The organism is Geminicoccus sp., assembly GCF_035556675.1.
GTDB lineage: Bacteria > Pseudomonadota > Alphaproteobacteria > Geminicoccales > Geminicoccaceae > Geminicoccus.
Genome location: NZ_DATMFZ010000207.1, coordinates 1 through 11,851, shown reverse-complemented (window position 1 = coordinate 11,851; position 11,851 = coordinate 1). Strand labels below are relative to the sequence as shown.

The 11,851-nt window shown below is 70.2% G+C and carries 12 protein-coding genes; 5 read left to right on the top strand and 7 right to left on the bottom strand.

Annotation, left to right across the window (positions count from 1 at the left end; all coding sequences use genetic code 11):
• The 7 genes from VNS22_RS14825 to uraH all read right to left on the bottom strand — a co-directional run.
• The coding region (locus VNS22_RS14825) for an ABC transporter permease (protein ID WP_325733692.1) at nucleotides 1-821 on the bottom strand (821 nt) is incomplete at its 3' end.
• A complete protein-coding gene (locus tag VNS22_RS14820) occupies nucleotides 805-2,334 on the bottom strand; it encodes an ABC transporter ATP-binding protein (protein ID WP_325733691.1) in 1,530 nt (509 codons plus the stop codon). The genes VNS22_RS14825 and VNS22_RS14820, both read right to left, overlap by 17 nt.
• Nucleotides 2,334-2,804 (bottom strand): nucleoside deaminase, encoded by a 471-nt coding sequence (locus VNS22_RS14815; protein WP_325733690.1) that lies wholly within the window; start codon nucleotides 2,802-2,804, stop codon nucleotides 2,334-2,336. Before VNS22_RS14815 ends, VNS22_RS14820 begins: the two co-directional genes overlap by 1 nt.
• Nucleotides 2,801-3,550, bottom strand: coding sequence for a xanthine dehydrogenase accessory protein XdhC (gene xdhC, locus VNS22_RS14810; RefSeq protein WP_325733689.1), 750 nt, complete (start codon nucleotides 3,548-3,550; stop codon nucleotides 2,801-2,803). The genes VNS22_RS14815 and xdhC overlap by 4 nt, the downstream gene beginning before the upstream one ends.
• Nucleotides 3,547-5,877: a xanthine dehydrogenase molybdopterin binding subunit gene (gene xdhB, locus VNS22_RS14805; RefSeq protein ID WP_325733688.1), complete on the bottom strand. Its 2,331-nt coding sequence runs from the start codon at nucleotides 5,875-5,877 to the stop codon at nucleotides 3,547-3,549. Before xdhB ends, xdhC begins: the two co-directional genes overlap by 4 nt.
• The gene (gene xdhA / locus VNS22_RS14800; protein WP_325733687.1) at nucleotides 5,874-7,301 is read right to left on the bottom strand and encodes a xanthine dehydrogenase small subunit; all 1,428 of its coding nucleotides are present in this window, start codon (nucleotides 7,299-7,301) and stop codon (nucleotides 5,874-5,876) included. Before xdhA ends, xdhB begins: the two co-directional genes overlap by 4 nt.
• A gap of 4 nt (nucleotides 7,302-7,305) precedes the next feature.
• Nucleotides 7,306-7,659 (bottom strand): hydroxyisourate hydrolase, encoded by a 354-nt coding sequence (gene uraH, locus VNS22_RS14795; RefSeq protein ID WP_325733686.1) that lies wholly within the window; start codon nucleotides 7,657-7,659, stop codon nucleotides 7,306-7,308.
• Nucleotides 7,660-7,731: 72 nt separating this feature from the next.
• Here uraH and uraD point away from each other — a divergent pair, with 72 nt between their 5' ends.
• The 5 genes from uraD to VNS22_RS14770 all read left to right on the top strand — a co-directional run.
• Nucleotides 7,732-8,241, top strand: a complete 510-nt coding sequence (gene uraD, locus VNS22_RS14790) for a 2-oxo-4-hydroxy-4-carboxy-5-ureidoimidazoline decarboxylase (protein ID WP_325733685.1) — start codon at nucleotides 7,732-7,734, stop codon at nucleotides 8,239-8,241.
• A 145-nt stretch (nucleotides 8,242-8,386) separates the two neighbouring features.
• Complete coding sequence (locus VNS22_RS14785; protein WP_325733684.1) at nucleotides 8,387-9,880, top strand: circularly permuted type 2 ATP-grasp protein; 1,494 nt, start codon at nucleotides 8,387-8,389, stop codon at nucleotides 9,878-9,880.
• Nucleotides 9,877-10,863: an alpha-E domain-containing protein gene (locus tag VNS22_RS14780; RefSeq protein ID WP_325733683.1), complete on the top strand. Its 987-nt coding sequence runs from the start codon at nucleotides 9,877-9,879 to the stop codon at nucleotides 10,861-10,863. Before VNS22_RS14785 ends, VNS22_RS14780 begins: the two co-directional genes overlap by 4 nt.
• A 38-nt stretch (nucleotides 10,864-10,901) precedes the next feature.
• A complete protein-coding gene (locus tag VNS22_RS14775) occupies nucleotides 10,902-11,591 on the top strand; it encodes a gamma-glutamylcyclotransferase (RefSeq protein ID WP_325733682.1) in 690 nt (229 codons plus the stop codon).
• 71 nt (nucleotides 11,592-11,662) lie between these two features.
• Nucleotides 11,663-11,851 (top strand): hypothetical protein (locus VNS22_RS14770; RefSeq protein ID WP_325733681.1); only part of this gene is annotated, 189 nt, incomplete at its 3' end.

The window sequence follows — 11,851 nt, the reverse complement described above, 5'->3', positions numbered from 1 at the left end:
GGCTGGAGCTGGCCGATCGGGCCCAGCACCTCGGCGGCCCCGGCGAGACCCGCCAGGCCGCCGCTGATCAGAAAGCTGCCCCAGATGACCTTGGCCCGGCTGAACCCGGCATAGGCGGCAGCGGCCGGCGCCTCGCCCGAGAGGCGGAACACGAAGCCCTGGTAGGAGCGCGCCACGAACAGCCAGGCGACCAGTGCCGCCAGGATGGCCAGGGCGAAACCCAGGTGGAGGCGGGTGGTGTCCAGGAGGATCGGCAGGCGGGCTGCGTCGGGGAACATCGGCGATTGCGGGAAGCCGAAGCTCATCGGGTCGCGCATCGGCCCGCGCACCACGTACTGGAGGAGGAAGCCCCCGACATAGACCAGCATCAGGCTGACCAGGATCTCGTTGGCGTTGGCCCTGGTGCGCAGGAGGGCCGGGATGGCGCCCCAGACCATGCCGCCCAGGGCACCGGCCAGGAGCGGCAGGAGCCAGCCGGGCAGGCCGAAGCCGCCATCGCCGATGGCGAGCGCCACCCAGCTCGCGGCGATGGCGCCCACTACGATCTGGCCCTCGGCGCCGATGTTCCAGACCGAGGCGCGAAAGCCGATCGCCAGGCCCACCGCGCACAGGATGAGCGGCGCCACCTTCACGCCCAGCTCGCTCCAGCCGTAGAGGTCCTGGACCGGGCGCCAGAACATCGCGGCGAAGGCATCGGCCGGGTTCTTGCCGAGTGCCACGAACAGGATCGCGGCGACCACCAGGGTCAGGGCCACCGCGACCAGCGGGGCCAGGATCTCCAGGCTGCGCGACGGGTTGGTGCGCCTAGTGAGCCTGAGCAAGGGCGGCCCCTCCCTCGAAGCCGGCCCCGCCCATCAGCAGCCCGACGCTTTCCGGCGTGAGCTGGCGGACGGGGGCGGGCGGGGAGAGCATGCCGTGGAACATCACCGCGATCCGGTCGGACAGGAGGAAGAGTTCGTCCAGCTCCTCGCTGAACAGGAGCACGGAGCCGCCGCGGTCGCGCAGTGCCAGCATCTCCTCGCGGATCAGCGTGGCGGCACCCACGTCGACGCCCCAGGTGGGGTGGGCGGCGATCAGGAGCTTGGGGCCGTCGAAGAGTTCGCGGCCGACGATGAACTTTTGCAGGTTGCCGCCCGACAGGCTGCCGGCCTCAGCCTGGATGCCGGGCGTGCGCACGTCGAAGCGGCGGACGATCTCGGCGGCCCGACGCTCGACGGCACCCTGGCGGATCAGCCCGGCCCTGGTCAGGCTCCGGCGCCTGCCGGTGAGCAGCGCGTTCAGCGTCAGGCTGAGCTTGGGGGCTGCACCCCGGCCCAGGCGCTCCTCGGGCACGAAGGCCAGGCCAAGCGCCCGCCGCCCCCTGGGATCCAGATTGCCCGCCGGCTGGCCCGCCAGCGTGATCGCTCTGGCAGGTGCCCGCGCATCCTCGCCGGACAGGGCGCGCAAAAGCTCGCGCTGGCCGTTGCCCGCCACCCCCGCCACGCCCAGGATCTCGCCGGCGCGCAGGCTGAAGCTGATTCGTTTGAGCGCTGTGCCGTGCGGGTCGGCGGGCGGGAGCGAGAGGTCCGTCACGGAGAGCACCACCGGGCCGTCGCTCTCGGCGGGCCGGTGCTCGATCTCCGGCGGCGCCTTGCCGATCATCAGGGCGGCCAGGCTGCGCGCGGTCTCGCGGGTGGGATCGCAGCGCGCCACCACCTTGCCGGCACGCAGCACGGTGGCGGCATGGCACAGCGCCTGGATCTCCTCGAGCTTGTGGCTGATGTAGAGGACTGCGCAGCCCTCGGACGCCAGCCGGCGCAGCGTGGCGAACAGGCCGTCCGCCTCCTGCGGGGTGAGCACCGAGGTCGGCTCGTCCATGATCAGGAGGCGCGGCGACTGGAGCAGGCAGCGCACGATCTCGACCCGCTGCCGCTCGCCCACCGACAGGGACCAGACCGGTGCCTGCGGGGCCACCGCCAGGCCGTAATGGCGGGACAGCTCGCGGATCCTGTTCTCCAGGTCGCCTCCGGCATCGGCGGGTTCCAGGCCCAGTGCGATGTTCTCGGCGACCGTCAGCGTCTCGAACAGGGTGAAGTGCTGGAACACCATGCCGATGCCGCGCTTGCGGGCCAGCACCGGCGAGTTCTCGACGACCGGCAGGCCCTGCCAGCGGATCTCGCCCTCGTCGGGCCGGACAAGACCGTAGACGATCTTCATGAGCGTCGACTTGCCGGCCCCGTTCTCGCCGAGCAGGGCATGGATCTCGCCCGGCTGGACGGCCAGCGACACGTCCTGGTTGGCGACGATGCCGGGATAGCGCTTGGTGATGCCGGCCAGCTCCAGGAGTGGCGGCATCAGTAGGCCACCTTGTCGGCCTTCGCCATCCAGCGGTCGAAGCCCTCCTTGGCCTCGTCGGGCAGGGTGCAGGTGAAGCGCACCCGCCGCTGCTCCATCGGCACGGCCAGCTCGAGATAAAGGAACTCGTCGTCGAAGCCGATGGCGCCGGCGGCCTTGTGGTCGTTGCCGTAATGGACCGCGTCCAGCCGCGCCCAGTAGATCGCGGCAAAGCACATCGGGCAGGGCTCGCAGGACGTGTAGATCGTGGCCCCTTCGAGCGAGTGGCTGCCGAGCCTGCGGCAGGCTGCGCGGATCGCCTCCATCTCGGCATGGGCGGTGGGGTCGTTCGTGGAGGTGACCCGGTTCCAGCCCTCGGCGATGATCTCGCCGTCCTTCACGATCACCGCGCCGAACGGGCCGCCCTCGCCCGCCTCCATCTTCTCGATGGACAGCCGGATGGCGCGGCGCATGGCAGTCTCGTGGTTCACGCGGACGGCTCCTCGGGCAGGGACAGGAGTTCGGCGGCGACCGAGATGGCGATCGCGGCCGGATGCTTGTCCCGGATGGTCGGCAGGCCCATGGGGCATATCAGGCGGCCGAGCGCGGATGAAGGGTGCCCGCGCGCGATCAGGCGCCGCTCGAACTTGCGGCGCTTGGTCATGGAGCCGATCAGGCCCAGCCAGCGCGCATCGCCGCGGCGCAGGACCAGGTCGACCACGTCCAGGTCCAGGTCGTGGGAATGGGTCGCGACCACGTAGCAGGCGCCGGGTGGTGCCGCCGCCACGGTAGGGCCGGGTTCCGGATCATGGCGGACCACGAGATGCGGCCCGGGCTCCGGCAGCCAGTCGGGCCGCGGGTCGAACACCGTGATCTGCCAGGGCAGGGGTGCCAGGACCCGGAGCAGAGCCTGGCCGATATGGCCGGCACCCAGCAGGACGAGCTGTTGCGCATGGGTCGGGAGAGGTTCGGCGAAGGGCTGGTCGGTCGCCTCGAAGCGGAGCAGGACCCGGCCGCCGCAGCATTGGCGCAGGCTGGGGCCGAGGGTGAACTCCTGCTCGGCTGTGATTGTTCCTTCGTCCAGCATGTCGCGCGCGGCCTTCAGCGCCTGCCATTCGAGCTGGCCGCCGCCGATCGTGCCCTCGATCCGCTCGCGGGTGACCTGCATCACGGCCCCGGCTGCCCGCGGCGTCGAGCCCACGGCACGCACGACGGTGACCCGGATCGCCCGTGTCATTCCGCCGCCCGGGCCAGATCCAGCGCAGCCGCCCGTCTGCGCAGCTCCTTCACCGCGAACAGCACCCGCTCCGGGGTGGCCGGCGCGTCCAGCCGCGGCGAACCCTTGCCGGGTGCTGCCCGGGCGACCGCGTCCTTGATCGCCTGGAAGGCCGCGATCGCCAGCATCAGCGGCGGCTCGCCCACCGCCTTGGAGCGGTGGATGCTGCGCTCCTGGTTGCGGCCACGCTCCCAGATCGCCACGCGGAAGTCACGCGGCAGGTCCGAGGCGCAGGGGATCTTGTAGGTGGAGGGCGCATGGCTGGCGAGCGCCCCCTCCTTCGTCCACCACAGCTCCTCGGTGGTGAGCCAGCCCAGGCCCTGAACGAAGCCGCCCTCGATCTGGCCGCGGTCGATCGCGGGATTGAGCGAGCGGCCGACATCGTGGAGCAGGTCGGCGCGCAGGATCCGGTTCTCGCCGGTCAGCGTGTCGATCACCGCCTCGCAGCAGGCGGCGCCATAGGCGAAGTAGTAGAACGGCCGGCCGCGCGCCTGCTCGCGGTCGTAGTGGATCCCGGGCGTGGCGTAGAAGCCAGTGGCGGAAAGCTGGATGCGGGCCATCCAGGCTTCCTTGGCCAGCTCGCGCAGGCTCATGCGCCGCTCGCCCAGCAGGATGGTGCCGTCCTGGAACACGATCTTGTGGGCCGGCACGCCGTATTTCCCGGCGGCGAAGGCGATGAGCCGCTCCTTCAGCGTGCGCGCCGCCGCCTGGGCGGCCATGCCGTTCATGTCGGTGCCGGACGAGGCGGCGGTGGCGGAGGTGTTGGGCACCTTGCTGGTGTCGGCCGCGGTGATCCGGACCAGGCCGGTCGGGATCTGCAGCTCCTCGGCGACGATCTGCTGGACCTTCACGTAGAGGCCCTGGCCCATCTCGGTGCCGCCATGGTTCAGCAGCACCGAGCCGTCGGTATAGAGCTGGATCAGGGCGCCGGCCTGGTTCAGGTGGCTGGTGGTGAAGCTGATCCCGAACTTGACCGGGGTGAGGGCGATCCCGCGCTTCAGGATCGGGCTGGTCGCGTTCCATGCCTCGATGGCGGCGCGGCGCTCCCGGTAGTTGGAACTCCGCTCCAGCTCGTCCATGAGCTCCGGCAGGACGAAGTCCTCGACCTCCATGTGATAGGGGGTGAGGTGGCGCGGTGCGGGCCCGTAGAAATTGGCGCGGCGCACGTCCAGCGGGTCCCGGTCCAGATGCCGGGCGATCTCGTCGACCACCTCCTCGATGCCGAGCATGCCCTGCGGGCCGCCGAAGCCGCGAAACGCGGTGTTGCTGACCGTATTGGTCTTCAGCCGCCGCGAGCGGATCCGGACATGCGGGAAGAAATAGGCGTTGTCGGCGTGGAACATCGCCCGGTCGGCGATGGCCCCGGTCAGGTCGGCGGAGCAGCCGCCGCGGGCGGCCTGGTCGAACGTGATCGCCTCGATCCGGCCGTCCTCGTCGAAGCCCACCCGGTAGTCGATCCGGAAGTCGTGGCGCTTGCCGGTGAGTGTCATGTCGACGTCGCGATCCAGGCGGAACTTCACCGCCCTTCCGGTCTTACGCGCCAGCACCGCCGCGATGGCCGCGATCTGGTTGGCCTGGGTCTCCTTGCCGCCGAACCCGCCGCCCATCCGCCGGCACTCGACCCGGACCTTGGCGTCGATCTCGCCCAGGCACCGCGCCACCACGTGCTGGACTTCGGTGGGATGCTGGGTGGAGGCATGGACATCCATGCCGCCGTCCTCGCCGGGGATGGCCAGCGCGATCTGGCCTTCCAGGTAGAAATGGTCCTGGCCGCCCAGGCGGAAGCTGCCTTCCAATCGGTGCGCAGAGCGGGTCAGCGCCGATTCCGGGTCGCCGCGGCGCATCTCGTAGGGCGGCAGGAGGTCATGGTTCGCAGCGAGTGCGTCCTCCAGATGGATCGCCGCCGGCAGGTCCTCGTACTCGACCTCGGCGAGCGTGACCGCGCGGCGCGCCAGCTCGTAGCTGGTGGCGGCCACGGCGAAGACGGCCTGGCCATGATAGTCGACGCTGTGCTGGGCGAGTGCGGGCTCGTCGAGCAGGACCGGGCCGATCTGGTTCAGGCCGGGGAAGTCGGCGCCGGTCAGCACCGCGACCACGCCAGGGGCCGCGGCGACCCGGCTCAGGTCCATCCGCACGATCCGGGCATGGGCGCGGGCGGACTGGCCGACCGCGGCATGGAGGCAGCCATGCGGCTCGGGCAGGTCGTCGACATAGCGGGCCCGGCCGGTGACGTGCAGCTCGGCGGAATCGTGGGGCAGGGGGGCGGCTACTGCCTGGAGCCTGGTCATGCGGTGATCTCCAGGTCGAGGATGCGGGGGGCGTCCGCCGGGCTGGTCACCTCATAGAACAGCCGGCGCAGCAGGTTCTGGCCGGCCTCCAGCCGGTAGGCCGCGGTGGCACGGACATCGTCGATCGGCTGGAAGTCCTGGCGGAAGCCGGCACAGGCGGCCTCGATCGCGGCCTCGTCCAGCCTTTGCCCGACCAGGGCCGCCTCGGCAGAGGGGCTGCGCCTGGGGATCGCGGCGAGGCCGCCGAAGGCCAAGCGGGCGTCCTGGACCAGGCCGTCCGCCAGGGTCAGGCGGAATGCGCCCATGACTGCCGAGATGTCCTGGTCGAAGCGCTTGCTGAGCTTCATGGCCTTGAAGACCTGGCCATCTGTCGGCCAGGGCAGGAGGAGTGCCTCGGCGAACTCGCCCTGCTCCAGCGCGGTCTTGCGGTAGGCCAGGAAGAACGAGTCGAGCGGCACGGTCCGGCGCCGGTCGCCCTTGCGCAGCACGAGGCTGGCGCCCAGGGCCAGGAAGGCCGGCGAGCCGTCGCCGATCGGCGAGGCGTTCAGTACGTTGCCGAGCACGGTGCCGGCCTGGCGGATCTGCACGCAGGCGAAGCGGCGCAGGAGTTCGCCGAGCTCCGGCCAGTGCCCGGCCAGTGCCGGGTGGGCGTCGTGGAGCCGCACGGCGGCGCCGATCCTGAGGCCGTCTGGCGTGGCATCGATCCGCTGCAGGTCGGCGCAGGCGCCGAGCCAGACCAGGTCGTCCAGCTCGCGCAGGGCCTTGGTGACCCAGAGGCCGATGTCGGTGCCCCCCGCGAGCAAGGTCGCGTCCGGGGTCTCCTGGAGGCAGGCGGCCAGCTCGTCGCCGGAGCGCGGCATCCGGATGCGGCCGCCGGCCGCCCGATAGTCCGGCATCGCCTCGTCGGGCAGTTCCGGCGGTGGGGCCGGCTCCAGCCCGCCGGGCTCGGCATCGGCCGCGGCGTCCAGGATCGGGCGGTAGCCGGTGCAGCGGCAGAGATTGCCGGCGATGACGTCCTCGGTCGCGAGATGTCCGCCGTTCTCCGGGTCCAGCCGGTGCGCCACCAGGGCCATGACGAAGCCCGGCGTGCAGAAGCCGCACTGGGCGGCATGGTGGTCGACGAAGGCCTGCTGGACCGGGTGGAGCGGCTGGCTCTCGGACGACAGGCCCTCCACCGTGAGCACCGCCTTGCCGTGCAGGGTGGACAGGAACAGGATGCAGGCATTGACCGCGCGCCAGCGCAGCCGCCCGTCCAGCCATTCGCCGACCGCGACCGTGCAGGCCCCGCAGTCGCCCTCGGCGCAGCCTTCCTTGGTGCCGGTCAGGCGGCGGTGGACGCGCAGATACTGGAGCAGGGTCGTGGTCGGGTGGAGGTCCGTCACCTCCACGCCTGCGCCATTCACGGTGAAGCGGATCGGGGCCATGGCCTCAGCTCCCCCGATAGGTCGAGTACGACCAGGGCGAGACCAGCAAGGGTACATGGTAATGGCCGTCCTCGGCGATGCCGAAGCGCAGCGGCACCTCATGGAGGAACGGCGGCTCTGCCAGTGGCGCGCCGAGCCCGGCGAAGTAGCGGCCGACCTGGAACAGGATCTCGTAGCTGCCGGTCATGAAGGCTGCCTCGTCGAGCAAAGGCTGGTCGCAGCGGCCATCCGCGTTGGTCCGGCGCTCGGTCAGGAGCTCGCGGAACCCGTCCGGTCCCAGCCGGTAGAGGGCCAGCGCCATGCCGGCGGCCGGGCGGCCGTGCGCGGTATCGAGAACATGGGTGGTCAGCCGGCCCATCGTGTCTTCCCTTGCCACGCATGAAGGGTCCTGCAAGCTCCCGGGCGTGGTCAAGCGATACCGGAGGAACCGATGCCGACAATGGCCGAGGTCGACGCCATGGACCGGGAGGCGTTCGTCCGGACCTTCGGGTCGATCTACGAGCACAGTCCCTGGGTGGCGGAAGTGGCGTTCGAGAAGGCGCCGTTCCGCACAGCGGCAGCGCTGCAGGAGGCGCTGGCTGCGGCGGTCCGGGCAGCGCCGCCCGAGCGCCGGCTGGCCCTGATCCGGGCGCATCCGGACCTGGCGGGGCGGGCGGCCCTGGCCGGCGAGGTGACCGCCGATTCCGCCAGGGAGCAGGCCTCGGCCGGGCTGGACCGGCTGACGGAAGAGGAACATGCGCGCTTCCATGCGTTGAACGACGCCTACCGGGCGAAGTTCGGCTTCCCGTTCATCATGGCGGTCAAGGGTGCGGGCAAGGCGCAGATCCTGGCCGGCTTCGAGGCCCGGCTGCCGAACGACGTGGCAACCGAGACGGCGACCGCACTCGCGCAGATCGACCGGATCGCCGGCTTCCGGCTGGCCGAGCTGGTGCAGGGCTGAAGCCCTGCCGGCACTGCCGCCGCGGCGGGCAGTTAAGCATCGCGTGGTGCCAAAGCAGCAGGCAGGAGTGGCGATGCGGCGCTTGTCAGCACTCGGTGGCACCGTGTTTGCTGCAACGGCCAACGGGCGCCAAGGGACCGCGACGATGCAGGCACAAGTCCAGACTTCCGGCTCGAGCCAGTCCCAGCCTGGCTGGAGCGGCACGTTCCGTGGCTACGATCCGGGCCCGTTCTATTGCGAGATGCTGCGCTCGGCCGAGCGCTCGGCCGCGATCGCCCGGGTGGCCGGGCGGCTGGACGCCCTGCCGCTGGCGACATTGCGCGCCAGGGCAGGCGATGCCGAGACCGAGCTCTACAATCTGGGGATCACCTTCACCGTCTACAGCGAGAAGGACGCGATCGACCGGATCCTGCCCTTCGACCTGATTCCCAGGATCCTGACCCGTGGCGACTGGGCGACGATCGAGCGGGGCGTGATCCAGCGCGTGCAGACGCTGAACCTGTTCCTGCACGACATCTACCACGACCAGAAATGCATCAAGGACGGGATCATCCCGGGCGACCTGGTGCTGGGCAACCCGAACTACCGCAAGGAGATGGAGGGGCTGGACCTGCCGTTCGGCACCTATGTCCACATCAACGGCACCGACCTGGTGCGCGGCCGCGACGGCACCATGATGGTGCTGGAGGACAATGCCCGCTCGCCCTCCGGCGTCTCCTACGTGGTCGAGAACCGCCACCTGATGCTGCGCGCGTTCGCCGACCTGATGGAGAACGTGCCGATCATGAAGGTGTCGGACTACGGCCAGCGCCTGCACGACCGGCTCTGCGAGGTGGCCTCGCCGGCGATCGAGGAGCCGCAGGTCGTGCTGCTCTCGCCCGGCGTGTTCAATTCCGCCTATTTCGAGCACGTGTTCCTGGCCCGCGAGATGGGCGTGCCGCTGGTGGAGGGCCGTGACCTGTTCGTCGATGACGACCGGGTGTTCATGAAGACGATTGCCGGGCCGATGCCGGTGGACGTGATCTACCGGCGGATCAACGACGACTTCATCGACCCGGAGGCGTTCAACCCGGAATCGATGCTGGGCGTGAAGGGACTGATGCGTGCCTATGCCAAAGGCAATGTCCAGCTCGCGAATGCGCCGGGCACCGGGGTCGCCGACGACAAGGCGATCTATGCCTATGTACCGCGGCTGGTGCGCTACTACCTGGACCAGGACGCGATCCTGCCCAATGTCGAGACGCTGATCTGCCGGGAAAAGCCGGCGCTGCAGCAGGTCCTGGAGCGGCTGGGCGAGATGGTGGTGAAGCCGGTCGGCGAATCCGGCGGCTACGGCATCACCATCGGACCCAAGGCGTCCAAGGCCGAGCTGGACGACCAGCGCGCCAAGCTCCTGGCCGATCCGGCCAACTTCATCGCCCAGCCGATGATCGACCTGTCGGTCTCGCCGACGCTCACCGAGGACGGCATCGAGCCGCGCCATGTCGACCTGCGCCCGTTCGCGGTCACCGGCCGCTCTACCTGGGTGCTGCCGGGGGGACTCAGCCGGGTGGCGCTGCGCAAGGGCTCGCTCGTGGTCAACAGCTCCCAGGGCGGCGGCTCCAAGGATACCTGGGTGCTACGGGAGGACGTGGCATGACCAGGCTGCTCGCCCGCTACGCCGAATGCATCTTCTGGATGGGCCGCTACGTGGAACGCGCCGAGAACCTGGCGCGGATCCTGGACGTGCAGGAGACCTTTTCCCGCGACAGTCGCGGCGCCCATGACTGGGGCGTGGTGTTGGACATCAACGCGGACCGCCGGCGCTTCGAGGAGAAGCACGGTCAGCCCTCCGCCCAGTCGGTGCTGCGCTTCTATGTGCTGGACCGGGAGAACCCGAACTCGCTGGTGAGCGACATCTGGGCGGCGCGGGAGAATGCGCGCACGCTCCGGCCGCTGATCACCACCGAGATGTGGGTCCAGCTCAACATCTTCTACAACCGGGTGCTGACGCTCGGCATCGACGACCTGGCCGAGGAGCGGCTGTCGCGGCTGTGCGCGCAGATCAAGGACGGCTGCGACGCCCATTACGGCATCACCGCCGGCACGCTCTACCGGGACGAGGCCTGGGCCTTCTACGAGCTCGGCCGGGCGATCGAGTGCGCCGACCAGACCACGCGGCTGCTGGACGCCAAACTGCTCGCGGCAGCCCTGCGCGAGGGCGATGACGCGGCCGGCGACGTCAGCTACTGGACGGCGCTGCTGCGCTCGGCCGCCGGCTACCAGGCCTTCCGGCGCCGCCATCCGCGCGAGATCAACCAGGAGAAGGTCACGCTGTTCATGCTGTGCGACCCGTCCTTCCCGCGCTCGGTGGCCCACCATCTGGCCGCCATCGAGGAGCATCTGCACCATCTGCGCCGCCGCTACGGGCTGCGTGCGGCCAGCCGGGCGATCGAGCATCTGGACGGGCTCCGCGACGACCTGGAGCCGGCCAAGGTGACCAGGGTGATCGCCACCGGCTCGGTGCATGCGCTGGACGACTTCATCCAGCAGAGCCTGACCGAGCTCACCGGCATCCTCGGCCGCAGCTTCTTCGGCTGGGCGCCGGAACATGCCCTGGAGGAGCCAGCCGCAACGGCATGAGTATCCGCATCGATGCAACGAACAGCCGGCGCGCCCGCATGCGCGCCCTGACCCCCGACCTGGTGAGCCGGGTCCATCGCGTGGTTCCCGATCCCGGCCATCCCGCGGACCTGGCGCTCCTTAGCGACGAGCAGTACCGGCAGATGACCGAGCGGCTAATCGGCGAGATCCGGCCGGGCGAGCCCTTGTGGGTCTTCGCCTATGGCTCGCTCCTGTGGAACCCGACCTTCGGCCATGCCGAGGCGCGGGTCGGCACCGTCCATGGCTGGCACCGCGCCTACTGCCTCCATCTGACCCGCTGGCGCGGCACGCCCGAGGAGCCTGGCCTGATGCTGGCGCTGGACCGCGGCGGCTCCTGCAAGGGCGTGCTATTCCGCCTGCCCGACGCCGAGGTGGGCAAGGACATCGAGCTGCTGCTGCGCCGGGAACTCGTCTACACCGATTCTGGCAACCGGCCGCACTGGTTCGACGTGCGAACGGCGACGGGCAATGTCCGTGCCCTGGGCTTCGTGGCCAACCGGGCCTGCTCCTACTACCGGCCGGAGCCGGTCCCGGACGAAACGGTCGCGATGCTGGCGAGAGCCTGCGGCCATGGCGGGTCCTGCGCGGAATATCTCTACAAGACCGTGGCGTCGCTCGAGCAGTACGGCATCCATGACCGGCATCTCTGGCGGCTGCAGGAACGGGTGGCGCAGCGCATCCAGGCGGAGACCGGGGCCGGGATCTGACGCGGGTTCGGCTGTCCTGAAATCGCACTAAAGAAATGCTGACGTTGTCGATCCGCGGCGCGGGCGGCTAGATGTCCATCCTCGACTGCGCAGCCTTTGGCTGGCGACTGGGGAACGAAGCCGGCCCGACCGACGTTCGGCGGCTAGACGACCGGATGATGCCGGTCGCCGGAGGCGACGGGATGACGATGGCAGCCGCGACCAAGCACAAGCACCTGACCCTGGTCTCGCCCGAGGCGCAGGGCGACATCTCCGAAACG

Bases quoted from the DNA above. Each gene is read 5' to 3' on its own strand.
- VNS22_RS14820 (WP_325733691.1), bottom strand. From the start codon at position 2,334: ATGCCGCCACTCCTGGAGCTGGCCGGCATCACCAAGCGCTATCCCGGC.
- xdhC (WP_325733689.1), bottom strand. From the start codon at position 3,550: ATGACACGGGCGATCCGGGTCACCGTCGTGCGTGCCGTGGGCTCGACG.
- xdhB (WP_325733688.1), bottom strand. From the start codon at position 5,877: ATGACCAGGCTCCAGGCAGTAGCCGCCCCCCTGCCCCACGATTCCGCC.
- xdhA (WP_325733687.1), bottom strand. From the start codon at position 7,301: ATGGCCCCGATCCGCTTCACCGTGAATGGCGCAGGCGTGGAGGTGACG.
- uraH (WP_325733686.1), bottom strand. From the start codon at position 7,659: ATGGGCCGGCTGACCACCCATGTTCTCGATACCGCGCACGGCCGCCCG.
- uraD (WP_325733685.1), top strand. From the start codon at position 7,732: ATGCCGACAATGGCCGAGGTCGACGCCATGGACCGGGAGGCGTTCGTC.
- VNS22_RS14785 (WP_325733684.1), top strand. From the start codon at position 8,387: ATGCAGGCACAAGTCCAGACTTCCGGCTCGAGCCAGTCCCAGCCTGGC.
- VNS22_RS14780 (WP_325733683.1), top strand. From the start codon at position 9,877: ATGACCAGGCTGCTCGCCCGCTACGCCGAATGCATCTTCTGGATGGGC.
- VNS22_RS14775 (WP_325733682.1), top strand. From the start codon at position 10,902: ATGCGCGCCCTGACCCCCGACCTGGTGAGCCGGGTCCATCGCGTGGTT.